The organism is Marinobacter sp. (assembly GCF_048266785.1).
In the GTDB taxonomy this organism is placed as follows: domain Bacteria; phylum Pseudomonadota; class Gammaproteobacteria; order Pseudomonadales; family Oleiphilaceae; genus Marinobacter.
Map to the genome: position 1 here is coordinate 86,226 of NZ_JBLWYX010000010.1, position 23,688 is coordinate 109,913.

At 55.3% G+C, this 23,688-nt stretch carries 23 protein-coding genes; 9 read left to right on the forward strand and 14 right to left on the reverse strand.

From position 1 onward, the window contains the following. Nucleotides 1-10 precede the first annotated feature (10 nt). Nucleotides 11-688 carry a FadR/GntR family transcriptional regulator gene (locus tag ACN0V1_RS14295; protein ID WP_417545632.1) on the forward strand — a complete coding sequence of 226 codons (678 nt, stop codon included), beginning with the start codon at nucleotides 11-13 and terminating at the stop codon, nucleotides 686-688. 2 nt (nucleotides 689-690) lie between these two features. After that, nucleotides 691-1,698 carry a bile acid:sodium symporter family protein gene (locus ACN0V1_RS14300; protein ID WP_417545633.1) on the forward strand — a complete coding sequence of 336 codons (1,008 nt, stop codon included), beginning with the start codon at nucleotides 691-693 and terminating at the stop codon, nucleotides 1,696-1,698. Between the two features lie 13 nt (nucleotides 1,699-1,711). On the opposite strand, the gene ACN0V1_RS14305 is transcribed toward ACN0V1_RS14300, so the two are convergent. Then, a complete protein-coding gene (locus ACN0V1_RS14305; protein WP_417545634.1) occupies nucleotides 1,712-2,161 on the reverse strand; it encodes a hypothetical protein in 450 nt (149 codons plus the stop codon). Between the two features lie 128 nt (nucleotides 2,162-2,289). Between ACN0V1_RS14305 and ACN0V1_RS14310 the strand changes: the two genes are divergently transcribed. Together ACN0V1_RS14310 and ACN0V1_RS14315 are read left to right on the forward strand one after the other, a co-directional pair. Continuing rightward, the gene (locus ACN0V1_RS14310) at nucleotides 2,290-4,458 is read left to right on the forward strand and encodes a TonB-dependent receptor plug domain-containing protein (RefSeq protein WP_417545635.1); all 2,169 of its coding nucleotides are present in this window, start codon (nucleotides 2,290-2,292) and stop codon (nucleotides 4,456-4,458) included. 35 nt (nucleotides 4,459-4,493) lie between these two features. Continuing rightward, nucleotides 4,494-5,465 (forward strand): ABC transporter substrate-binding protein, encoded by a 972-nt coding sequence (locus ACN0V1_RS14315; protein WP_417545636.1) that lies wholly within the window; start codon nucleotides 4,494-4,496, stop codon nucleotides 5,463-5,465. A 156-nt stretch (nucleotides 5,466-5,621) separates the two neighbouring features. Here ACN0V1_RS14315 and gorA read toward each other — a convergent pair whose 3' ends face one another. Genes gorA through gspE form a run of 11 tightly spaced genes read right to left on the reverse strand, consistent with a single transcriptional unit; the run spans nucleotide 5,622 to nucleotide 15,509 of the window. Beyond that, complete coding sequence (gene gorA, locus ACN0V1_RS14320; protein ID WP_417545637.1) at nucleotides 5,622-6,983, reverse strand: glutathione-disulfide reductase; 1,362 nt, start codon at nucleotides 6,981-6,983, stop codon at nucleotides 5,622-5,624. 26 nt (nucleotides 6,984-7,009) lie between these two features. Next, nucleotides 7,010-7,672, reverse strand: a complete 663-nt coding sequence (locus ACN0V1_RS14325) for a GNAT family N-acetyltransferase (RefSeq protein ID WP_291950603.1) — start codon at nucleotides 7,670-7,672, stop codon at nucleotides 7,010-7,012. A gap of 55 nt (nucleotides 7,673-7,727) precedes the next feature. After that, on the reverse strand, nucleotides 7,728-8,258 hold the full coding sequence (gene gspM / locus ACN0V1_RS14330; RefSeq protein ID WP_417545638.1) for a type II secretion system protein GspM: 531 nt from the start codon (nucleotides 8,256-8,258) through the stop codon (nucleotides 7,728-7,730). A 4-nt stretch (nucleotides 8,259-8,262) separates the two neighbouring features. Then, nucleotides 8,263-9,567, reverse strand: a complete 1,305-nt coding sequence (gene gspL, locus ACN0V1_RS14335; RefSeq protein WP_417545639.1) for a type II secretion system protein GspL — start codon at nucleotides 9,565-9,567, stop codon at nucleotides 8,263-8,265. Between the two features lie 2 nt (nucleotides 9,568-9,569). Next, nucleotides 9,570-10,580 carry a type II secretion system minor pseudopilin GspK gene (gspK, locus tag ACN0V1_RS14340; RefSeq protein WP_417545640.1) on the reverse strand — a complete coding sequence of 337 codons (1,011 nt, stop codon included), beginning with the start codon at nucleotides 10,578-10,580 and terminating at the stop codon, nucleotides 9,570-9,572. Between the two features lie 6 nt (nucleotides 10,581-10,586). Next, entirely contained in the window at nucleotides 10,587-11,339 is a 753-nt protein-coding gene (gene gspJ, locus ACN0V1_RS14345) for a type II secretion system minor pseudopilin GspJ (RefSeq protein ID WP_417545641.1), read from the reverse strand. Beyond that, the gene (gene gspI / locus ACN0V1_RS14350) at nucleotides 11,336-11,737 is read right to left on the reverse strand and encodes a type II secretion system minor pseudopilin GspI (protein WP_417545642.1); all 402 of its coding nucleotides are present in this window, start codon (nucleotides 11,735-11,737) and stop codon (nucleotides 11,336-11,338) included. The genes gspJ and gspI overlap by 4 nt, the downstream gene beginning before the upstream one ends. Beyond that, complete coding sequence (gene gspH / locus ACN0V1_RS14355; protein ID WP_417545643.1) at nucleotides 11,734-12,273, reverse strand: type II secretion system minor pseudopilin GspH; 540 nt, start codon at nucleotides 12,271-12,273, stop codon at nucleotides 11,734-11,736. Before gspH ends, gspI begins: the two co-directional genes overlap by 4 nt. Nucleotides 12,274-12,276: 3 nt before the next feature. Further along, nucleotides 12,277-12,729 carry a type II secretion system major pseudopilin GspG gene (gspG, locus tag ACN0V1_RS14360; protein WP_417545644.1) on the reverse strand — a complete coding sequence of 151 codons (453 nt, stop codon included), beginning with the start codon at nucleotides 12,727-12,729 and terminating at the stop codon, nucleotides 12,277-12,279. A gap of 56 nt (nucleotides 12,730-12,785) precedes the next feature. After that, nucleotides 12,786-13,997 (reverse strand): type II secretion system inner membrane protein GspF, encoded by a 1,212-nt coding sequence (gene gspF, locus ACN0V1_RS14365; RefSeq protein ID WP_417545645.1) that lies wholly within the window; start codon nucleotides 13,995-13,997, stop codon nucleotides 12,786-12,788. A gap of 3 nt (nucleotides 13,998-14,000) precedes the next feature. Continuing rightward, nucleotides 14,001-15,509 (reverse strand): type II secretion system ATPase GspE, encoded by a 1,509-nt coding sequence (gspE, locus tag ACN0V1_RS14370; protein ID WP_417545646.1) that lies wholly within the window; start codon nucleotides 15,507-15,509, stop codon nucleotides 14,001-14,003. Between the two features lie 195 nt (nucleotides 15,510-15,704). On the opposite strand from gspE, the gene ACN0V1_RS14375 reads away from it, so the two are divergent. The 4 genes from ACN0V1_RS14375 to ACN0V1_RS14390 all read left to right on the forward strand — a co-directional run bounded on the left by ACN0V1_RS14375 (nucleotide 15,705) and on the right by ACN0V1_RS14390 (nucleotide 21,298). Beyond that, a complete protein-coding gene (locus ACN0V1_RS14375) occupies nucleotides 15,705-16,364 on the forward strand; it encodes a type II secretion system protein N (RefSeq protein ID WP_417545647.1) in 660 nt (219 codons plus the stop codon). Between the two features lie 137 nt (nucleotides 16,365-16,501). Continuing rightward, a complete protein-coding gene (locus ACN0V1_RS14380; protein ID WP_417545648.1) occupies nucleotides 16,502-18,118 on the forward strand; it encodes an FAD-binding oxidoreductase in 1,617 nt (538 codons plus the stop codon). A gap of 5 nt (nucleotides 18,119-18,123) precedes the next feature. Further along, nucleotides 18,124-19,749 (forward strand): glycerol-3-phosphate dehydrogenase/oxidase, encoded by a 1,626-nt coding sequence (locus ACN0V1_RS14385; protein WP_417545649.1) that lies wholly within the window; start codon nucleotides 18,124-18,126, stop codon nucleotides 19,747-19,749. Further along, nucleotides 19,739-21,298: an FGGY-family carbohydrate kinase gene (locus ACN0V1_RS14390; RefSeq protein ID WP_417545650.1), complete on the forward strand. Its 1,560-nt coding sequence runs from the start codon at nucleotides 19,739-19,741 to the stop codon at nucleotides 21,296-21,298. Before ACN0V1_RS14385 ends, ACN0V1_RS14390 begins: the two co-directional genes overlap by 11 nt. 57 nt (nucleotides 21,299-21,355) lie before the next feature. Here ACN0V1_RS14390 and ACN0V1_RS14395 read toward each other — a convergent pair whose 3' ends face one another. Next, nucleotides 21,356-21,511, reverse strand: a complete 156-nt coding sequence (locus ACN0V1_RS14395; protein ID WP_417545651.1) for a hypothetical protein — start codon at nucleotides 21,509-21,511, stop codon at nucleotides 21,356-21,358. Between the two features lie 123 nt (nucleotides 21,512-21,634). On the opposite strand from ACN0V1_RS14395, the gene ACN0V1_RS14400 reads away from it, so the two are divergent. Beyond that, the gene (locus ACN0V1_RS14400; protein WP_417545652.1) at nucleotides 21,635-22,288 is read left to right on the forward strand and encodes a DNA-3-methyladenine glycosylase family protein; all 654 of its coding nucleotides are present in this window, start codon (nucleotides 21,635-21,637) and stop codon (nucleotides 22,286-22,288) included. Between the two features lie 21 nt (nucleotides 22,289-22,309). Here ACN0V1_RS14400 and ACN0V1_RS14405 read toward each other — a convergent pair whose 3' ends face one another. Then, entirely contained in the window at nucleotides 22,310-23,395 is a 1,086-nt protein-coding gene (locus tag ACN0V1_RS14405) for an endonuclease/exonuclease/phosphatase family protein (RefSeq protein WP_417545653.1), read from the reverse strand. Between the last annotated feature and the right edge of the window lie 293 nt (nucleotides 23,396-23,688).

Sequence of the window (23,688 nt, forward strand, 5' to 3'; positions counted from 1 at the left end):
TGATAGGTTGATGCTAAAAAGAATCCAGAAAGGTTCGCTCGTAGAAACTGCCATAGAAAGCCTGAGACACGCCATCGAAACTGAACAGTGGCCAGTAGGCGGCAAGCTGCCCGTGGAGTCGGAGCTTTCAGAAGCCCTGGGCGTGAGCAGAAACACCGTACGCGAAGCCGTGCGCGTACTGGCCCATGTGGGAATGCTCGAAACCCGTCAAGGAGACGGCACCTATGTAAGGGCAACCCGGGATGCCGGTGAAACTCTCAAACGCATCGCCCGCACCCAGCTCACAGATCAACTGGAAGTTCGGATCATGCTGGAAACGGAAGCGGCAAAGCTGGCGGCGCAACGTCGTACCGAGCAGGATCTCCGAACCATGACCATGGCGCTTGATGCCAGAGGCAAGGCCGAGGCCGACCTCGCGGCTCGTATTCGCCACGACGAGGCTTTTCACCACGCGCTGGTGGCCGCATCCCATAACTCGGCACTGGCAGAGCTTTACGACTACTTCTCCCACGCTATCACCCAGACCATCGAACGCACGGAAAACGACGCGGACTTGCCGGAGCCTTCGCAGGAAGATCATGAACTGCTTCTGGCCGCCGTTCGCCGTCAGGATTCGGTAAAGGCTGAAAAGCTTGCCGGGGACCTTCTTGCTCCCAGCCTTAAAGCGCTTCGAAAGAGAGGCCCCTGATTATGAAGTTCAAGCCAGATATGTTTACCATCCTTCTACTCGGCGCTATTGTCCTGGCTTCATTTCTGCCTGCTACAGGCAGTGCCGGGGATTTTCTGGCCAGTGCCGGAACCGTAGCCGTCGCCCTGCTCTTCTTCTTTCACGGTGCGGCGTTATCGCGGGAACAGATCGTTGCGGGTGCTTCACATTGGCGACTGCACATCCTGATTACCATGCTCACGTTCGTGTTCTTCCCTCTGGCTGTGCTTCCCATTAACGGCATGAGCGGTTTTGCACCGTCCTGGATGCCTGCAGACCTGGGGCTTGGCTTTTTGTACCTGGGTGTATTGCCGTCTGCTGTTTCTTCATCCATTGCCTATACGGCCATGGCCCGGGGAAACGTACCCGCGGCTATCTGCAGTGCCGCTGCATCCAATGTGTTTGGCATGATGCTGACACCCTTCTTGCTGTTATTGCTTGTCAGTTCATCCGGTAGCGGCGATTTTGCAGTGGGCGAAGCCCTGAAAGATATCGTGTTGCAGCTGTTATTACCGTTTGCCGTCGGCCATGCCATGCGGCCGATTCTGGGAGGTTATCTGGCGCGCAATGAGAGCCTGATGGCGCGCTACGATAAATGCGTTATCTGGTTGATCGTGTATTCCGCTTTCTCACACTCGGTAGAAAGCGGGCTCTGGCAGAATCTGCCCGTAAAAGCCATTGTTCTCACAGTGTTGCTGTGCATCGGGCTTCTGGCATTATTCATGTTCTTTGCGAGGTTTCTGGTGCGGCGGTTCGGATTCAGCCTGGAAGACGAAGCAGCCGTTGTTTTCTGCGGCTCCAAGAAGAGTCTGGCTTCCGGTTTGCCCATGGCAAAAGTACTGTTTTCAGGGCACCCCGGGTTCGGCATGATCGTGCTGCCGATTATGTGCTACAACCAGGTTCAGGTGATTCTCGGCGCCATTCTGGCCCAGAAATACCGGGACAAAATCGCCGAGTCCAGATCAGGCCAAGCAGAAGCGAACGCGAAGTAATCAAGCGGCGGTATCAGCCGCCGCTCATGCCACCAAAAAGAATGGCGAGTATTACAAGCCCGATAACCCAGCCGATAACAGCCGGCCAGAAATTAACCATTTGCGGCGCATCTGAATCTACACCCTCCTCCGCCGTATCCGGCTCCAGATAATTGCGCTCATCCTCCGGAGCCACGACGTCCTGAAGACTGTGCCAGTCGAACCATTCCGCCAAAAAGCGCACAACCGGCGTTGCAAAGCTGCCGTTTTCGGCCATCGGGCGTAGCTGTGGTTCCAGCTGTCTGCCGATTTCCCGGCGTAGGGGCAATTGATCAGCCGGCGGCTCGCAGAGTATCGCTTTCCATATACCCGCATCCCGGGTTCTGCCGGGATCGTTCAGAAGTGCCTTGATCTGAATCATTACCTCGCGGACAACCTGGCTCTCCGATGCATCCAGCTCGCGATCAATTTCCCTGCCATTCATATCAGGCTTACTCCACCCTTGTGATTCATTACATTTTTGAGAGACAAATGACGTGTAGTCAAATACGATAGCGACAACATACAAAAACAGCGCTCCGCTTTTAATTCCGTAATTATAGAACGACATCCATGCCCGTTACGAACTTCAACAACTACACGCTGTGGCACCCGGCTTTTTGCCCCCCTGGTTTTGTTGCGACGGGCCTTCTGGGTTTCATATTAATAAGCTCACCCCCAGCCGCAGCCCAGCAGCCCTCCGATGAAACTGAACAGATTGATTTCTACGGATTTAACGATGAGATACCGGAAGTTCTGACGACCACCCGGCTACGCCAGCCAAAAACACGGGTTCCTGGAACGACCACGGTTATCAATGGTGAGATGATTCGGGATCTCGGCATTATGAGCCTGGTGGAGATATTTCGCCTTGTTCCCGGCATGGTTGTGGGCGATGTTGGCAGCAGCACACCGGTCACAACCTATCACGGCACCGTGCACTATGAACAACGCCGGATGCAGGTGCTCGTCGATGGCCGGACCGCGCACCGCTCCACCCTGTCTGATATGGACTGGCAAACCATGCCGGTTCCGCTCGAACTCATTGAAAGAGTCGAGATAAGCCGTGGGCCGAATTCAGCCGCTTATGGCATTAATGCCTTTCTGGGCACCATCAACATCATTACCCGCAACCCGGCTGACACCGCCGGTACAGAGGTTCGCGTTGTTGGAGGTTCCAGAGACTATGTCCGCACTTTTGCTTCCGTTGGCGATGTCAGCGAAAGCTACGACTGGCGGTTCGCGTACGAAAAGCGCAAATTCGGCGGTTTTGATTATCAGCTTGAGGATGGCGACCGTGCACCTTTTAACGACGGCCATGATATCAACGTTTTTAACTATGACTCCCGCCTGAAGGTGAATTCAGGCTTTAATGCCGATATTCGCGTGGGCGTCGTTGATGGAATAAACGAAGAAGATGTTTATAAAAATGGCGAACTCGGTGCTACTGACAACCCGGACATTGACGTTCGGGATTACTATCTTCAGACACAGCTTAACTTCACGACATCAAGAACCCATTTTTTCCACGTTCAGATGAGCTTCGAGAACTACAATCGCAGACAACGCTGGCCCATAGAAGTACCCGAATCAGTCGTAAACTGCCTCGCCACCGGCGCCCAGATATTTGACGACGCCAATAATTGCTTTCAGCCGGGCGGAACGCCACTGATCGCCGATGTGAACTCAGACTCCGAAGACTCCAGGCTGGAGTTCGAGCTTCAGGACACACTGTTATTCAGTGATGACCTGAAGCTCGTTACCGGCTTGGGCTACCGCAAAGACACCTATCGTTCTGAGACCCTTTTCAACGGGCGGGGAAACAACTATCAGTCGCGGGTATTCGGCAACCTGGAGTACACCCCTGTCAACTGGCTCACCTTGAACGGTGGCGGTAACTGGGAACGCACGACAACCACCGATGAAGGCTATTTCTCGCCACGGCTTGCAGCAAACTTTACGCTTGGCAACAACCACGCGCTAAGGTTCGTGTATTCGAAAGCCGTGCGCACCCCTGATGGTTTTGAGCAAAATCCTGATTACGGGTTTACGTTGAGAGATGTCCAGCCGGCAAAATACTCCTTGTACGAGGGCTATCGGGTAGAAAATACTCTCGCTACTCGGGGCGGAAAACTTGAGGAAGAGAGCATTATTTCGAGAGAGATCAGCTACTTCGGGCAGTTTCCTATGGACCGAGGTCACTTCTCTCTGGAAGTCAGGGTATTCAAAGACAAAATGCGGGATATGATAAGCGGCATCATCGGGTTTGAAGACTGGACGATCGACAACAACGTAGATATTGATCAGAAAGGTTTTGAAGTTGAAGCTGCCATGGAGTACCCCGGAACAACATTCAGAGTCAGCTACGGCTATCTTGACCAGGATGACTGGTACAACGGCGCGGAAATTTCTTCTGACGATAGTATCAACAAGAAGGAAAAGCAGTACAAGGTAGACCTTCTGGGACGACTCTCGGCAAGACACTCCGGCAGTATCGCTTTAATTCAGAACTTGCCATTTGGTCTGAAAGGCTCAGCCGCCTATTATTGGGCAGATCAACTCAAGGAGTCCCGATTTGAGCGCCTCGACCTTCGCCTGGCAAAATCGATTTTTCAGCCTCGGTATACTGCGGAGGTTGCTATGACTGTTCAACACTACATGAATACAGATCCGGATATGAGTATTGATAATAATATCGAGGATCAGAACCAGCTCTTTCTGGAAGCAGGTATCCGCTTCTGATAGTTAACCAGGGAGTGCGTCTGGCCCGGGATGGTATGACAGAAAACGTCGTTTTGTTTTGGAGGCTGGCTATTACCAGGCTCCTTCGAGCTTTTCACACGCTTATAGTAGCGGCGATACTTTTCGGTTCAGCGTCTGTTCAGGCTCAGGACAATGATCGCTCAGTTGTTTACCTGGCGGGTTCGGGTAATATTACGCTGGATCAGCATATACAGAACCTTCTGGAAAACTACCTGGGCAACCAACAGGACCTGGTTTTCGTTTCAGATGAGCGAGCAGCTCTTACAGGCAACGCGCCCATTGTAACCATCGGCCCTCGCGCATTTTCCCGCGTTCGCCAAGCGAATCGAAACGCCCCTGTGCTTGCGATGCTGGCAGCGCAGGATTTTCTCAAAGAGTTCGCAACCCGGTCACCCGGGCAGGTTTCCGGAATATATTACGACGTTCCCCTGCTCCGGCAAGCCCTGATCGGAAAAGCCATTCTTCCACAGGCCACCCGGATTGCATTGATTTCAACCACCAATTCCGCCGAACTGTACGACACTCTGATTGATCAGCTTCCACAGTATGGCCTTGAGGCCCGCCTCTTCGTCGTGGACGATGAAAAGCAGCTCATCCCGACACTCACCCGTGCCCTGAGTTACGGCGACTTTTTGCTGGCAGCACCAGACAGCGCCATCTACAACCCCAGGACCATAAAACACATTCTACTGACCGCTTATCGCAGAAACAGGATCGTCATCGGCCCAAGCCAGGCTTATGTCAAAGCCGGATCTCTGGCATCCGGTTATGCATCCTTCCCGGAGATGGCCGAGATGGCGGCCGGGTATCTACAGGAGTTTTTTAAAACCGGAAACTTCCCTGAACCGGATTACCCCGCCAGTTTTCAGGTCGAGATCAATCAACAAGTCGCCCGATCCCTCAATATTCCTCTGGGCTCAAGTGAAGAGATCACCAGAGCCGTTGAATTGCTGTTGAATAATAAAAGGGGCCAAGGCGATGAGTGAGCATAATAACGCCGGCACGCCGCTTTCCCGCAAGCTCCTGACACTGGATTTTTACGGCAACTGGCCTGAGATGCCTCTTGAGTTGGCGTCTGCGGAAGATTTTGGTACGTTTAGGTCAAGCTTAAGGCAAAGCCCTTCCGTGGGCTCCTGTTCAGATCAGGCGACAGGCTCACGCATGGTGACAAACTCTTCTGCCGATGTCGGGTGTATACCCATGGTGGAATCAAACTGGGCCTTGGTTGCCCCAGCCTTGATGGCCACGGCAAGTCCCTGAGTGATTTCGCCGGCATCCGGCCCGACCATGTGCGCGCCCAGCACCCGGTCGGTTGCGTCATCAACCACAAGCTTCATCAGACAACGCTCATCGCGGCCACTGAGCACGTACTTCATGGGCCGGAATTCAGAGCGGTAGATTCTCAGGGTATGCCCGGCTTCCCGCGCCTCTTCTTCCGTTAGCCCGACAGTACCAATATTAGGCTGACAGAAAACGGCTGTAGGTATCGCGGTGTAATCCATCTCACCTTCACCATCCCCGAACATCCTGCGGGAAAGTACCATCCCTTGCGCCAGCGCCACCGGCGTCAGCTGCGGCGTGCCGATGACATCGCCCAGAGCGGTTACCGAAGGTACCGAGGTCTGGAAATGATCATCCACGACGACATGTCCGGAGGCATTAAGTTCAATACCCAGCTCAGTCAGGCCCAGGCCGTCTACCAATGCCCTTCTGCCCGTTGCCGCCATAACAAGCCCGGTCTCCATTACGCTGCCGTTACTGAGCTGGACTCGATAGTGAGAGTTTTCAGCTTCAACTGACTCAATCGTCACGCCGAACTCAAGGTGAACGCCTTTCTTACGCATTTCCTGCTCGGTGAACTTGCGAACATCGCTATCAAAGCCACGAAGAAACAGATCGCCACGGTAAAGCAGCGTCGTCTCTACACCGAGCCCGGCCAGAATGCCGGCGAACTCCACGGCGATATAACCGCCACCCCAAACCACAGCTTGTTTTGGCAGTTGCGGCAGAAAAAACATCTCATTGGAAGTGACAATACATTCCTTGCCCGGAATGTCCGGAACCACCGGCCAGCTTCCGGTCGCCACGGTTATGTGCGCCGTTGTGTATTCCTTCTCACCCACCACAACCGTATTCGGATCTTTTATCGACGCCGTGCCTTCGATGATCGTCACGCCGGCATTCTCAAGCAATCGGCCGTAAATACCGTTAAGCCTTTCTATTTCTGTATTCTTGTTCGCAACAAGCGTTGGCCAGTCGAAGCTGACACCGTCCAAAGGTAGGTTCCAGCCATAACCTGCTGCGTCTTCCAGCTCATCTTTGACATGAGCCCCGTAGACGAACAGTTTCTTGGGTACGCAGCCAACGTTAACGCAGGTACCACCAAGATAGCGGGATTCCACTACCGCAACCCGGGCACCGCGGTCGGCGGACGTGCGCGCAAGGCGCACGCCACCGGAACCGGCACCAATAACGATCAGATCATAATCCTGGCTGTCAGACACAGTGTCTCCTGTTGTTTGTAACAACGTTAGTTTTGATTGGCCGTGGCCTTGGCGTCGGGGTGGATTTCACGGAACAGTATGTGATCCTCGAAACCACCAAGACGAATTTTACCAAGGCTGCGGAAGCCTTCCGACTCATAAAATGGCAGATAACGGTTGTTACCGGTATCGAGAACCAGCCCACTACCACGTGGATTGTCAGCGCATAGCCGTTGAACAGCTTTGAGCAATAGCCGACCGTAACCGCGATTCTGATATTTGGGATTAACCCCCATCAGCGGTAATTGGTGCGCCAGGGGCTGCGGTAACATCGCGCGGATTTTTTCATGATAATCCAGATAGCGACGTGTAGAGGCAAAACCAGCCGTCAATACCATGCGGATTCTCCAGCTGAACTGATCCGCCAGGTTCAAGCGCAGATCCGGGTCGCCGATGAACGCCACAGCAACCAGCGTATCGTTGACCATCACGCCGACTGCCTCCTGGCCCAGATCAATGTACAGATCAACCAGTTCACGCAGGGTTGCCCGGACTCGCTGTTTATAACCGGGCTTACGATGGTTGAACAGGTACTGAAACGTTGGTTCGTCACGGTATGCGTCATACAGTATCGATCTTGCTTCATTCAGGGCACTGATATCCAGCCGGACAATAACCGGTTCCGGCTTGTTATCGCTGTCGCTACTCATGCTTTCTCTCCTGCCTCTGTCCGGAGAGACCACCCCGGAACTCCGTTATTCGGAATCAGATTGCCAACGTTAAACGAACAGACACCCTGCCAGGTTCCCCTGCACGATCAAGCGCGGCCTGGTCAATCACTACGCCGTGCTTACCATTGAGCATTTCCAACCAGGCTGCAACCTCTGAATAGGGGACGGCTTCAAGCCACACACGGATAGCTCCCTCACCGCTTGGTTCAAAGCGCTGCAGGGTAAGGCCGGACTCCCTTGCTGAGCGGGTAACCAGCCCCATCAGTGCCCGACCATCAGCGGGAACATCAGCGGATGCCAACGCCAGCCCAGCGCCGCTACTTCCCAGTCGCCGGATAACCGGCGCATTTGATTGCACCCAGGCCACAAGCTCTGCCGCATTGTCCTTGCTCGCGGCGGCCTTGTCGTGGAAATCAGTGACCGGGTTCCAGACCGCAAAATAGAGGATCCCGAGAAGCACGGCAATAGCCAACACCGTAAGCGCTTGCTGGTCTCGCCTGGGAAGCTGATCATACTGAGCAATCAGTTTGCCAACCGGCGGCTGCTCTTTCAGTTTCGTCAACATGAGCTTATCCTCCGGATACCGTGAGGCGGCCACGGGCGCCACTGGGTTCATTTACCACCGAGCCGATTTTGGCATCAAGTCCCTGGCCAGCCAGACCATTGCGTAGAGCACTCAGGCGATCGTAGCTTTCTGCGCGCACGTCAACCACCAATTCGCCACGGGACTGGCTGTAATTAATGGAGTTGAACGTTACCGAACCAGAATTCGCTACATTTGAATACTGCTGCCCTGTGTATTTCATCAATGTGACAAAATCCGCATCAGCGCCGTTTGAGCCGGCCATGCGTAACTGTCCTTCCACAACGCGTCTCACGTTGCCGGCATGGGTCCGGCTGTCACCCGGGAAAGATTCGCGGTAAACCGCCATTGCCTGTTGCCGTAAATCCTCTGCCTGTTGCTGATAGTAGAAACCCGTTCCGGCTTCTACCGCCACCTGCACCACAAACCAAACGGCAGCCACGGCAATCAACGGTTTCCAGGGTTTCAGTGGGCTTGCCTTACCATCCTTGACGGAAAAATCCCGTTGGCACAGATTAATCGGACGGCAAAGATGATGATGATGAGCATGGGCCAGCAACTCCAGCGGCATCAGCTCAAGCGACTCACGGCGAACAGAAAGCCGGCCAGGTACCATGAGCTCGGCAAGCAGCGCCGCTTGTTCTTCAAATTCAGTGTCGGTACCGTAAATCACGATGGGCACTTCAGCCACAACATCCTCTGAGGGTGGCGCGGCCAGTGTATGCGCAAACATCCCCAGGTTGGCGGATTGCATGCTAAGCCATTCGCCCCGGTCGCTACCCATCATTGCGGATTCGCCCTCCAGGCAAATCGACCACCCACCTTCTGTCGTCGGCAGCAGCGCCGCATCGGGATAGATGGCATCCAGCTTGGTGTTTTGCCAGCCGTTGAACAACTCAAGCCATTGCGCCATTCTGCCACGATCAACTGCGGCTACCCGATAGCCCTCCTGGGTGTGCAAGCCGAGCGCCAGATGAACGCTGTCTATATCCTGGGCGATCTGCTCTTCAACAGCATAGGGCAAAGCCTGGTTTATAAAGCGGCTCTGCTTCGCGGGAATATCCGCCATGCAGAACAACGCCTCATCGCCCGGGATCAGGCCCACCAGCAACACGTCATCAAGGCCATTCTGGCTCAGTGTTTGCTCAATCGTACTGCGAAGATCGCCGCTGCCCTGAGCCTGGGCATCACCTCCTGCGTCGTAAAGCACCCAGTTGAATAAACGGGCTTCCGGATCATCGGTGCTCTCGGCAATGAGAGGCAATGGTCGCACGTAAAGGCGATAAGACATGGTTATCCTTCCGAGATGGTATAGGGCTCTTTGGTAATACGATTCTTTTGTCCGGTATCCCTGTGCACCGTCCGGACATTACCTTCCTGATTACGAAAAACCGTGCTCACCATATTAACAACACGGTTATCGTAGGTAATCCGTGAAACAACCTCAAAGAAGCGGGTCTGCAGCCCTAAGCCTTGTGGCTTCAGGCCAAGCCCTGCGAACTCTGGCAATGCCAGAAAGTCCTGGAGGTTCTCGAATCGGTCTTCCTCGCGCCTTTCAAGAATAGACGCAGCCTGAGCTTCCGTCAGTTCCTCATGCAGCGATATCAGTACTTGAGCAGTCGCCGTATTCACATTAATTCCCAGCCCGCTGACGGGCAAGGTCGCAACATGGGGCCTCAAAGCCACGTATATTTCTTCAGTCATACCTTCGATCAGCCGCAGCTCCGAAACGCTCATAAACGGCTGGTTCGCCGCCCGAAACCCCGGCTCAGCCATAAGGTACTGGCCATCTTCTGCACCGTAGGCGCTGATTGTCTGATCGTCGGGATCAATCCAGTCCACCAAAGCATCTACCGAAATACCGGTGATCCCGAGCCCAATCAGCAAACGGGCAACACGATCTTTGACCACCGGATCCACCTGTCCGCTTGCAGCAACCAGATCATTCAGGTTTATCCGTCCCCCCAGATCGTCTATCTGTACTTCTACAACACCGTTTTCATCCAGAGGTAAAACGGCCGCATTCACCGCCCAGAATTCATCCAGGCTGTCGACCATCAGGCTGTCTTCTTTATCCTCTTCAAAATCCCGCATCAGAATCTGACGCGCAAACGCCTCTGCACCCAGTGCAATGCTTTGGCCCTGCTGCTGCGCCAGGTAATGGCCGGCTTTAAACACGCGAATATTTTGCTGCTGGGTCATGCCGGAGGCCAGCATTACCACTAACGCCATTGCGAGCAGCACCATAATCAGTGCAACTCCCTGCTGCTTTTTTGGGCAGGCGCCATAAGGATAGGGGGTCATGCTGTTCTAGCCTCCCTGCCCTGTCGGAGCCTGAGTAGCGCCCTGTTCAGTGGCACTGGCACCCTGTTCTTCGTCTGCCTCGCTACGGGCTTCGTTGATCTGATTCACAAGGCCTTGTGCGCCAGCCGGATCATAGTCTGGCAATACAAACGTTCGCACAAGCTCACCAAAGAGTTCGTGCTCAAGGGTGATTTCTATACCCCTCGGAAAAGGAATGTCGGGGCGCGTACCGGGCGTCAGTGCGGCCATGGCGTCGTCGGGTGGCCATTCAGTTTCCCAGCTGTTCTGTTCGTTGAGGAACCGCAGGTCAAAAGCGGTAACACCCTCCAGCAGCAAAAGATCCTGGCTGTTGTCATCTTGCCCCTGATCCACGGTTGGCCAGTATCGGCGGCGCAGTTCGCTACCGGTGTAGTCCCAACCCACGCGCTGCAGGCTGCTGCGCCGGATACCCAGCGGATTACGCCAACCTTGTCGCGTCACCATCAGGGCAAAATCGTCTTCACGGCTGGTCAACGCCGGCTTGAAGTCCCCGTAAATATCCCTGGCCGGGCGATTAACGATCTGAGTAATGTCACGCTCCAGAAGGAGCATCGCCCGCTGCAAACTGTCGAACTCTTCGGCAAGCTCATCAACCCGATCACGGGAGAGAATCACCCCGTTCAGCACCTGCCATACGCCAATGCCGATGACGGCGGTAATAGTGATCGCCACCAGCACTTCAAGAAGCGTGAAGCCCCGCTGGCAATTCAGCTCTCTCATTTCTCACCCACGAAAGCAGAAAGCGTGTGCACGGGGTATGGCTTTGATCGGCCTTCACGATATCGGGATACTTCGACTTCCACCCGCCGCATTTTGGGTTCGGCCGTGGCGAGAACTTTTGTTGTCACTTGCCAGCGAAACGGGCCGTAGTCTTTATCTTTCGCATTCTCGGAAAACCCTGGCAGGCTATTCTCCAACCGGATTTCATTGATGCGGTTATCCGCAAGCCAGCCTGCCAGGGTTTTATCGCGAATGCGTTCATAACTGGAGATATACTGGCTACCCACTTCTGCAGCGGCGGTGGCGATCAGGCCGAAGACGAGAAGCGCAATCATCACTTCGATGAGCGTGAAACCGCTGGCGGATTTCGCCAGCTTTGTGGGTTTTTCCGGCCTCACCAGCCGCCCCCCTCATCGCCGGGCTGACGCCATTGAATGGGCGAGATTCCATCCGATGCAAGGGTGTGCGTGTAGTCCGTGTCGCTTCCAACGGTGAACTCAAGCTCAAAAGGTGTGGTTTCTCCGCTGGAGAAAAACACCACATCCGGCCGGAGCTTGTCTTCCGCCGACGCCAGGCGGGGAGCATCGCTTTCAATGAACGGTGTAGTTACCAGCCATTGAGGAAACGTCCTGGCTCGGAATATACGCTCACCCGACCCTTTCCAATCGCCTGTTTCATCCTGAAAGGCGACAAAGCGATACCCGTTATTTTCCAGCAACAGCCCGATTTCCAGGTTGTTCAGCACCGCCTGATCCGATGCGGTCTGCATCAGCAAATACAGTTCACGCACCTCATTCTGCAATTCCCGCTGCTGGGAGTTTCCACCCATGGTGAACACCGCCAGGGCCGCGAGCAGCCCGACCAAAACCAGGACAACCAGTATTTCAATCAGCGTAAAGCCGTTGCTGTTGTTACCTGATCTTGCGCGAATCACGAATCAGTTGCCGACATTCCAGAGGCTGATATCAGACGCGTCTCCGTCACCACCATCCTGACCATCGGAACCCTTGGAGTAGAGGTCGTAAGGGCCCTCTCTGCCAGGACTCACGTACTGAAATTCACTACCCCAAGGGTCCAGAGGGACGCTTTTCATGTAGCCATCGGGGTTCCAGTTCTTCGGCTCGGGGCTGCCGCTGGGGCGTGATACCAATGCATCCAGACCCTGCTGTGTGGAGGGGTAATGGCTGTTATCCAGCCGATATAGATCCAGCGCCTTGGAAATGTTGGTGAGCTGGGTTTCTGCCACAGTTACCTTTGCCTGGTCGCTCCGGCCCATGATATTCGGCGCCACAATGGCCACCAGCAGGCCGAGAATGACCATCACCACCATGATTTCGATAAGGGTGAAGCCCCGGCTGGATTGCGGCATATTCAGGTTTTTCATCGTCATTCTGTCACTCGTTGTTGGCTTGAAAGGTTGGCTTGAATAGCTTTCATCACAAGATATTAGCCGACCAGATTGCTCATGTTCAGTATGGGCAGCATGATGGCCATAACAATAATCAGTACGACCACACCCATTACCAGAAGCATCATGGGCTCAAAAAGCCCGACGATAGCGGCTATTTTCGATTGCAGCGTATTTTCCTGCATCCTTGCAGTACGTTCCAGCATGCTGTCCAGCTCCCCGCTGGCCTCTCCACTGGCGATCATCGTCAGCATCATCGGTGGAAAGTAGCCGGACTGATCCAGCGCCCGGTGCAAAGAGCCTCCTTCACTGACTTTTCGCGCGGCGTCTCTGAGCTCTTGTCGCAAATAGTCATTTGAGAGCACCTCCCCTGCAATCCTCATGGCATCTACCAGAGGAACGCCACTGGTCGTCAGTATGCTCAGCGTGCTGGCATAACGGGCCGTATTAACGCCCCGTACCATTCCGGAAAACAAGGGCAGGTGCAGCAGGCGTTTATGGAACCGCAGCCGGACAGCCGGTTTGGTAAGCGCAAAACGGAATGCCATCAGGCAACCAACCAGCAGAATAAAGAGATAGACACCGTAACTGGTGAGAAATTCTGACATTGTCAACATCGCTACGGTCAGCCCAGGCAATTCCTGCCCCTGCTTCACGAACACCTCAATGATATCCGGCACAACATAAGTCAGCAGGAAGACCACAATGGCGATTGCCACAAAACTCAGAATGATGGGGTAAATCGCGGCTAGCTGTATCTTCTGGCGGGATTCTTGTCGGCTCTCCGTGTAATCCGCCAGCCGATTCAGAACCAGATCCAAATGCCCGGCATGCTCACCCGCCGCGACGGTTGAGCGGTAAAGCCGGGGGAAGGCTTTGGGGAATTCGCCGAGGCTATCGGCCAGCGTGTAACCTTCCATAACCTTTGCCCGAATGGCGATCAACATACTGCGAGTACGAGGCCGGGTAGTTTGCTGAGCGGTTGCGGAAAGTGCCTGCTCAATGGGAATGCCAGACTGGATCAACGTCGCTAACTGGCGCGTAACCAGCGCAAGATCGGCGGCTGTGAGGGAACCCCGCGCGCTAAGTGGGTTGCTGCGGCTCGGCTTCTGAACCGCCGGTTCCACTGCCAGTGGCGTGAGACCTTTTTCCCGTAGCTGCTGGCGCACAGCGCGGGGCGCATCGGCCTCTACCACCCCCTGTTTCTGTTTCCCCCGTGCATCAAGGGCCTTGTATTCATAGGCAGGCATGGCTTACTGGCCCCGGTGCGTTACGCGAAGCACCTCTTCCAACGTGGTGACGCCATCAAGAATTTTCCGTACGCCGTCTGCATGAATGCTCGGGCCTTTCAGCCGGGCTTCCCGTTCCAGATCCAGTTCACCTGCACGCTTGTGGATCAAAGCGCTGATCTCCTCGGTTACTTCAACCACTTCATAGATACCAATACGTCCGCGATAGCCTAACTGGTTGCAGTGCTCACAGCCTTTTGCCCGATAAATGGTTGGCGGATTGACAAATTCCTGCTGCAGAAATTCACAGTGTTCTTCTGTGGGTGCATAAGGCTCTCGGCACTCCTTGCACAAAACCCGCACAAGACGCTGGGCCACAATGCCTACCAGGCTCGATGAAATCAGGAAGGGCTCAATGCCCATATCCATTAGCCGGGTAATCGCGCCCACCGCAGTATTGGTGTGCAGAGTAGATAACACAAGGTGGCCGGTGAGACTGGCCTGAACGCCAATCTCGGCGGTTTCGAGATCCCGGATTTCGCCAATCATCACCACATCGGGATCCTGCCGCAGAATCGCTCGCAAGCCCCGGGCAAACGTCATCTCAACCTTTGGGTTTACCTGGGTCTGGCCAATGCCCGGCAAGTTGTACTCAATAGGATCCTCAACCGTGAGGATGTTTCGGCTGCGGTCGTTAATCTCCTGCAACGAGGCATACAGGGTTGTGGATTTACCCGAACCGGTAGGCCCGGTGACCAGTAATATCCCGTAGGGCCGGTGAATAAGCCTGCGCAAAATGCTCAGATCGTCTGGCGCCATACCCAGGGATTCAAGGCGTATCGCCCCCGCCTGTTTATCCAGCAAGCGCAAAACAACCCGCTCGCCACCGGATGATGGCATGGTAGAGACCCGGATATCCACCTCGCGGCCGGCCACCCTCAACGCAATCCTGCCGTCCTGAGGTACCCGCTTTTCGGCAATATCCAGTTTTGCCATAACCTTGATCCGTGAAACCAGCAAAGGTGCCAACGCACGTTTGGGTTGCACAACTTCGCGCAACACGCCATCAACTCGAAACCGCACGATCAGACGTTTCTCATAGGTTTCGATATGCACATCCGAGGCACTGCTCTTTACTGCCTCCGTCAGAATCGCATTGATAAGGCGGATAATGGGGGCGTCGTCTTCCTGCTCCAGAAGGTCTTCCGTTTCCGGGACCGAATCGGCGAGCGAGGCCAAATCCATATCATCGCCAATACCTTCGACCATCTGCATGGCCTCTGCAGAGTCGTTTTGATAGGCCGCATTCAGCGCCTGATCAAAGTGGTCCGGCTCAATGGTGGTAAATCGCGCGCGCCCACCGCTTATCCGGTTGGCTTCCGCCAATGCAGAGTGCGGAGCACCTGGCCTGACCAGAATAACCGGGGCACCCTCTTGCGAGCGGGTCAGAATAACGCCGTTACGTTTCGCAAACGTAAAAGGCAGACGACCCAGCGGAGCATCCTGCGGCTGAAGTTCGGTTTCTGTGCTCAAGGTGGTCCTCGTTCTTATAAGGCAATCAGGGGGAAGGCTATCACAGGAGATAGGCCCGCTGAATAACTCTACACACTATACTCCCAATAAAAGACGCTATTCTGATAACCTGTGGGCCTTTCGCCGTTTCCCTGGCCGGTTTTTGCTTTGCCAGCGGTTTCCAGGCAGCTTGCGAACTTGCATTCTGGACGACCAATGCTCTCTATTAATCAAAGGCTTCCGCTCACCCTGGCTCTCGCTGCAGGCTTGGCCATGATCAGTGTGACTGCGTGGCAGGCCTACAGCTTCTGGAAGAGTGAAATTCGCCAGGCGGCTCAGAGCAACCAGCCTGTCGCACAGACGCTCACAGACAAACGCAGCCCCCCTGCTCTGCCTCTTGCTTCCCTGGATTTTTTTGGCACCGCTCAGATCGGTGGCGCTGAGGCGCCAGAAAATACCGAAGATCTGCCGGAAACAAACCTTCGGCTTTTTCTCCGGGGCGTTCTCGCATCCGACGGTGACTTTCCTGGAAGTGCGTTGATAGAGGACGATAAAAGCAAGACAGAGGCCTACCTGGTGGGCGATGAACTGCCCGGCAACGCCAAACTCCGCTCTGTTCATCCCAATCGCGTTATTGTTGATCGTGCCGGTAAACTGGAAAACCTGTTTTTCCCCGAGTCTGATGACAGTTCCGGAATGAGCTTTTCATCAGACGCCGACAACATTCAGAAAGAACCTGCGCAGCAAGTTCAGGTGCCGGATACTACCAACCGGCCCGTCCGCTCAACGCCCCCGCCCGCAAACGAGCAGGAGCGCCGGGAAGAAATACGCAAGCGCCTTGAACAGCTCCGCGAACGCCTGCGCACCAACGGATAACAGGTAGCTCTCTTTGCCTCTCTGCCATTCAGGGCTGTGTCGGCAAATGCCACAGTCAATGTTGTTATGGGACAGTGCCAACGTCGGATAAACCGATAGAATGCTATCTGGTTCAATCAACACTGGAGTGTACTTTTATGCAACGCTGGAATGGCTGGGGCGATGAGCAGTTTAATCTGGAACTACCGACACAGGGGCAGAGCTTTCTTTCACAGCGTGTGGGTTCCGGCAAGCCTCTGACCGATGCCTCGCTGAAGTCTGTCTGCGCCAAGGTTCCGGAGTCGCGCCTGCCGGCTGACGCCACCGTTGATACGCTGATCGATACCGGCCCCGAAGTACGGGTGCGCCACGCTCGCGGTCAAAGCTTGCCGGACTGGCTGGCCATGCGCAGCGGTAATTTCGGCGTTTTTCCGGATGGCGTCGCCTGCCCTGAGAGCAGCCTCGACGTGCAGAAACTGCTTCAGTACGCGCAGGCCAGCAACATTGAACTGATTCCCTATGGCGGCGGCACCAGCGTCGCGGGACACATCAACCCGCTGGCGAGCGACAAACCGGTGCTCACCGTGGATATGGGCGGAATGAACCGTTTGATAGACCTCGACCGGGAAAGCCAGATAGCCACATTCGGCGCAGGTACCCCGGGGCCTCTTGTCGAATCCCAGTTGCGGGCTCACGGTTACACGCTCGGGCACTTCCCCCAATCGTTTGAACTCTCGACCATTGGCGGCTGGGTGGCCTCGCGCTCCAGTGGGCAGCAGTCTTTGCGTTACGGCAGGATCGAGCAGTTATTTGCCGGAGGCCGGGTCGAAACACTCAAAGGTACGCTGGACCTGCCCACCATTCCGGCTTCAAGTGCTGGCCCGGACATTCGTGAGATGATCCTGGGTTCCGAGGGCCGAATTGGCCTGATTACCGAAGTTAAAGTGCGCGTTAGCCGCCTGCCGGAACAGGAAAGCTTTCACGTTGTGTTCTTCCCGGACTGGGATAGCGCGCGCACCGCTTGCCGTAAACTTGTACAAAACCGTACCCAGCTTTCCATGTTGCGGCTGAGCAACGCGATTGAAACAGAAACCCAGTTGGCGCTTGCCGGGCACCCACATCTCATTGGCATGCTCGAAAAAGGTCTTTCCCTGCGTGGCTCTGGCGAAGGTAAGTGCATGATGACCTTCGGGCTGACCGGCACCGGCCGACAGTGCGACAGTGCCAAACACGAAGCAAAACGCATCTGTTCGGAATACAAAGGTGTGTATACGGGAACCCGACTGGGTAAAAAGTGGGCCGAGAAACGCTTTACCATGCCCTATCTCCGGGAAGCACTCTGGCAGATGGGTTATGCCGTGGACACTCTGGAAACCGCAACCGACTGGGATAATGTTGATAACCTGCTTGGCCTGATGGAAGGCAGCCTGCGCGGCGGACTTCAGGCCCGTGAAGAAAGTAAAAATGAGCGCACACATGTGTTTACCCATCTGTCTCATTTTTATGGCCAAGGCTGCAGCATTTACACCACTTATGTTTTCCGTGTTGCAGACAGCTATGAAGAGACGCTGGCGCGCTGGAAGCATCTGAAGAATACAACCTCTGAACTGATCGTGCGCAATCGCGGCACCATCAGCCATCAACACGGTGTTGGCAAAGATCACGCGCCTTTCCTGCCGGTTGAAAAAGGTGAACTGGGTATGCTGGCCATTCGTTCTCTGTGCCAGACCTTCGACCCCGAAGGCATTCTCAACCCCAAAACCCTGGTGGAATAGGGCTGATGAAGCGTCGAGACTCATTGCTCAGAGAACTTCAAAGCAGCCCCCGCACGTTTGATGTTGTGGTGGTGGGCGGCGGCATTACCGGCGCCGGTATAGCGCGGGAAGCTGCCGGCAGCGGCCTGAAAACCCTGCTCGTTGAACAGCGGGATTTTGCCTGGGGAACCTCCAGCCGATCTTCGAAAATGGTGCACGGCGGCCTGCGCTATCTCGGCAGCGGCCAGTACCGGCTGACCAGAGACGCCGTCACCGAACGCCAACGCCTGATGGACGAGGCACCGGGGCTTATCGAGCCCTTGCGCTTTATCATGCCGCACTTTCAGCGCCAGTTTCCCGGCCCGCGGCTGTTTCAGATTCTGCTGAGAGTCTACGACTGGATATCCCGCACCCATTCACGTCAACTGCTGACGCCCGGTGAGACGATGCAATGGGTGCCCGGCCTGAACACCGAAAAGCTGACAGGCGCCAGCGGCTTTACCGATGCGGTAACCGACGACGCCCGCCTGGTGCAACGAGTCATCACCGAGGCCCGCCAGGACGGCGCCTGGTGCCTTAACTACGTGAAAGCCGTAAAGGTGCTTCGAGCTGAGGGCCAGGTCAGCGGGCTTGAGCTGCAAGCGGAAGACTACGCCGAGGCCTTTATCGTTAACACGCCCCTGATCATCAACGCGACAGGTGTATGGGCAGATCGGCTTCAGCAGCCAGATAGTGATGAGAAACCCATGACAATTCGGCCACTGCGAGGAAGCCATCTGGTTCTTCCCTGGCACAAGCTGCCGCTCTCATGCTCTGTCTCCCTGCTCCACCCTGACGACAAGCGTCCGGTTTTTGCGTTTCCCTGGGCCGGCACAACGGTGCTGGGAACAACGGATCTTGATCATAAAGAAAGCCTGGATAAAGAACCGCGCATTGCCGACGAAGAAGTTGATTATTTGTTGCGCATATCCAAGAGGCTGTTCCCGGGCGCAGCGATTTCCCGAAGCGACGTTCTTTCCACCTGGGCGGGCGTTCGGCCAGTCGTCACTGCAGAACACAGCACCGCCGACCCCAAGGCTCCATCCAAAGAAAGCCGTGAACACGCATTCCGCGAAGATAAGGGGTTAATCAGCATTGCCGGTGGCAAACTGACCACCTTCCGGCTGATAGCAAGGGAAGCACTTACCAGAGGTCTGGGAGGCGAAGAGCGTTTGCGACCGGGGGGCAGCCCGGTGTTCCGGCCCGCCCCCCGATTACTGCGCCCGGCGAACATAAGCCATCAGAACTGGCAGCGGCTTACGGGCTTTTACGGTTCGGATCTCTGCGCGGTTCTGCAGGCCGGGCCCACCGTACCCGTCAGCGATGATGCGGCCTCTGGCTCTTTACCGGGCCAGCTTCTGTGGGCCGAAGTTGTTTGGGCCTGCAAGCACGAAGACGTAAAACACCTGGATGATCTGATGTTGCGCCGCACCCGGCTTGGCTTGATAGCACCTGCAGGCGGCAAAGCATTACTGCCGTTAGTGAAACAACACTGTCAGAACACACTCAACTGGGATGATGAACAGTGGCGTTCCGAAGAGCTACGGTACCTTGCCTTGTGGAGCGAAGCCTATTCCCTTCCGGTCCGGCCGGAGCCGACGTATGCCGTCTGACCCGCTGATTCTCGCCATTGATAACGGTACCCAGAGCGTACGCGCCCTGCTCTTCGATACTCGCGGTAATCTTGTCGCCAAAGGCAGGCAGGAGATTCAGCCGTACTTTTCCGAGCAACCGGGTTGGGCTGAACAGCAGCCGGAATATTTCTGGGAAAACCTCGGCAAAGCTTGCGCTCAGCTTTGGGAATCTACAGACGTCACACCAGACAGGGTTGTGGGCGTTACCGTAACAACTCAGCGCGGCACGGTTATTAACCTCGACGAAAACGGCAAGGCACTTCGCCCGGCAATTATCTGGCTGGACCAACGGCACGCCCGGGTCGATGGCCCGGTGAAAGGTCCCTGGGGCTGGTTATTCAAACTGGCACGGCTTGAAGACACCATTAACCGCTTTCGGGCGAACACCCAGGCCAACTGGATTGCTCAGAACCAGCCGGAGATCTGGGACAAAACCCGGCATTTTGTTTTGCTATCCGGCTACCTGAATTACCGCTTAACCGGCGAGTTCCGCGATTCCACCGGAAGCCAGGTGGGCTATCTGCCATTTGATTACAAAAAGCACCGCTGGGCGGCGCCCCGGAATTTCAAATGGCAAACCATGCCGGTCAAAAGGTCCATGCTGCCGGAGCTGGTCAGCCCTGGCTCCACCTTGGGCCATCTCACCACAGAGGCCGCCAGCCACTTGGGGCTTTCAGAAGGCCTGCCGGTGATCGCAGCAGCCTCCGACAAAGCCTGCGAAATACTCGGCTCCGGCGGCTTGACGCCCGACATAGGCTGCATGAGCTATGGCACAACTGCCACGATAAATGCCACCAACAAACGCTATGTGGAACCGGTGCGTCTGATGCCGCCTTACCCTTCAGCGCTGCCGGGGCATTACTCCACAGAAGTGATGATTTACCGGGGCTTCTGGATGGTGACCTGGTTCAAACGCGAGTTCGGCCTGCGAGAGCGGGAACTTGCCGAGCAAAGGGGTATTGAACCGGAAGAGCTGTTTGATGAACTGGTTCAAGCTGTACCTGCGGGTTCCATGGGCCTGATGCTGCAGCCTTACTGGTCACCGGGTGTGCGCCAACCCGGGCCGGAAGCCAAAGGCTCCATTATTGGCTTTGGCGATGTGCACACCCGCTCACATATCTACCGAGCCATTCTTGAAGGTCTGGCTTACGCACTGCGGGAAGGCAAAGAAAAGATCGAAAAACGCAGCGGCGTTAAAATCCGGAAACTTCGGGTGGCTGGGGGCGGCTCCCAGAGCGATGGTGCCATGCAGTTAACCGCCGATGTGTTCGGCTTGCCGGCCGAGCGCCCCCATACCTATGAAACCTCCGGGCTGGGTGCTGCGATTGATGCCGCCGTTGGCCTGGGCCTGCATCCGGATTTCGAAACCGCTGTGGCGGCGATGACCCGGGTTGGCGATGTGTTCGAGCCCGACCCTGAAGCGCGCGCGCTATACGAAAGACTCTACTCCGAGGTTTACCTGCGCATGTACCCGCAACTTCAGCCGCTGTATCAGAAAATCCGGGATATTACCGGCTATCCAAAGTAGGTGTCTTTGCATTGGCCATCCCGGTATAGCATTAATCGGCCTGCGGGTATGGGTGCCTCAAACCTCAACGGTTCCCGGGCCGAAAGTTACGCTTGCACTGTCCTCCCAGGTAAGTTCTGCATGAGAGGAATATAAGGTTGCCGTTGTAATCTCCGCCTGTGCTATCAATGGCGTGGTCGCAATGGCAATCGCAAGCAGGCCGTGTTTTTTCATTGGAGGGCTCCTTCAGGGTCGCTGCTGTTTTGGTGCAAAGAAAAACCGTGTTCAGTAAAGTACCTGATAAATACGCCTTTGGCATCGAAGTTGCGTTCAAGTGCCCATACTCTGGTGACCACAATGATAACTCCGCTCACACCCGATAGCCTCAAGCTGGGCGCTGAACGACTCGCAACCATTGATCCCGACCTCGGGCGTTTGCATCAACGCCTGGGGCCGCCCCCGCTTTGGGAACGCGAACCAGGCTTTGCGACCTTGATAAAGATCATCCTTGAACAGCAAGTTTCGCTGAAAGCCGCTCATACGATGTACCAGCGCCTGCATAAGTACCTGGGCGAGACGTCGCCATCTTCTATGATCAAGGCTGGTGAAGCAGGGTTAAGGAGCATGGGTCTCACAAGGCAGAAAGCCCGCTACTGCTGCGGACTTGCCGAAAGAATTCATTCAGGCGAGCTATGCCTGGAACAGATCGACACACTTCGTGACGATCTGGGTCGCAAGGCCTTGCTTGCGGTGACCGGCCTGGGACCGTGGAGCGTTGACATCTACTACTTGATGGCTCTTCGCCGACCAGACGTCTGGCCTCAGGGAGACCTGGCCCTGGCCGTCGCGCTTCAGGAAGTGAAAGGACTGAGCGCACCCGCAACACGCGAGGAGCAGAAAACGCTTACCCAACTCTGGTCACCGTGGCGCAGTGTTGCAGCCCGGATGCTCTGGCTGCACTACCTGGATGCCCGAGGAGATAACCCTTTTCCAACCAACGCATCAGAGTGATCGGAATGGCGGGTGAAACAATTACTCACCCGGCTCCGGCACGTCGTGCTTGCCCGCCCTCTGCCCTTGGGTGATTTCCCGTTCGCGGTTGCGGTCATCACCGTCGGGTCGCAGTGGCTCCTGATCTTGTCCGCGAGCTGGAGCAAGCACCACACGGGTGAGGAACGGAAAATGATCTGATCCTATCGAGGGCAAACGGGTAATGGAGGCAAGCGTAAAATGGTGGCTGTGAAACAAATGATCCAGCGGCCATCTTAACAACCGGTAGTCCGCATGAAACGTGCTGTAAAACCCTCGCCCTACCCTTGGATCGAGCAAACCGCTTACCTTTCGGAACAAACGAGTTGTTGGCGACCAGGCCACGTCGTTCAAATCACCCGTTACAATCACCGGCTCATCACTGTCAGCAACGCTGCGCCCGACAATAACCAGTTCTGCATCTCGCTCCGTTGATTCGTCGTTTTCCGTGGGGCTGGGCGGCGCAGGATGCACGAAGTGCACTCTCACACTATCGCCGGACCGAAGCTCAACCAGAGCGTGCATCGAAGGCACCTTGTCCTCAATCAAAAAGCGCACTTCAGACTCATGCAGTGGTAACCGGGAGAATACGTGCATGCCATACAAGTTATCCAACGGGCACTTGATGGTGTAAGGCATTTCATTTTCCAACACCATCAACTGGTCTTCCCACCACTGATCGGACTCCAGCGTCACAAGAATATCGGGTTGGTGCTGTTCAACGAGCTTCAGCAATGCCTCGACGTTCCGGTTATACGTGAGCACATTGGACGTCAGAATAGCCAAAGTTCGATCAGGGCTTTTCGCCCGCGCATCTTTGACTTCCTTCGGCCAGATCGCTGTGTAGGGCAAAATCCACCAAAGCTGTGAGGCCAGCGATAGCCCTGCCACAACAATCAACACCCAACTCAAAGGCCGACTCAGATCCAGAAACAACAGATCAATAATCACCAACAACAGGGCCAAAACCGCTAACTGCAAACGCGGAAAATCGAAACTCCGAACGCTCCAATGGGGGTTACGCCACAAGGGCAACAGAGTCGCTACTGCGATGGCAACTGTAAAAAAAAGCAAAATGAGTAATGTCATGATTTGATTGTACAGCAACGTAAAAGTGCTGCGATTATTATCTGATTTCGGAACCAATCGCGCTTTAAAGTAGAAAAAAAGGAACAAATGCCCATAACTTTATCCCAAGAAGCCAACAACGGTTGTCAGCTGTTCCCAAAAAATAGCGTGGAACCGGATGGATGGTGGCAGTCCTGGGTCGCGAAAGCGTAATCACGCCGATCTACAAACGCTCTGAAAAAGCCGCGGCAGCTTCGCCCCCTCACGGATGAATACCTGCCGCCGCTGGGCATAGCTCCATCCTTCGCGCTTGG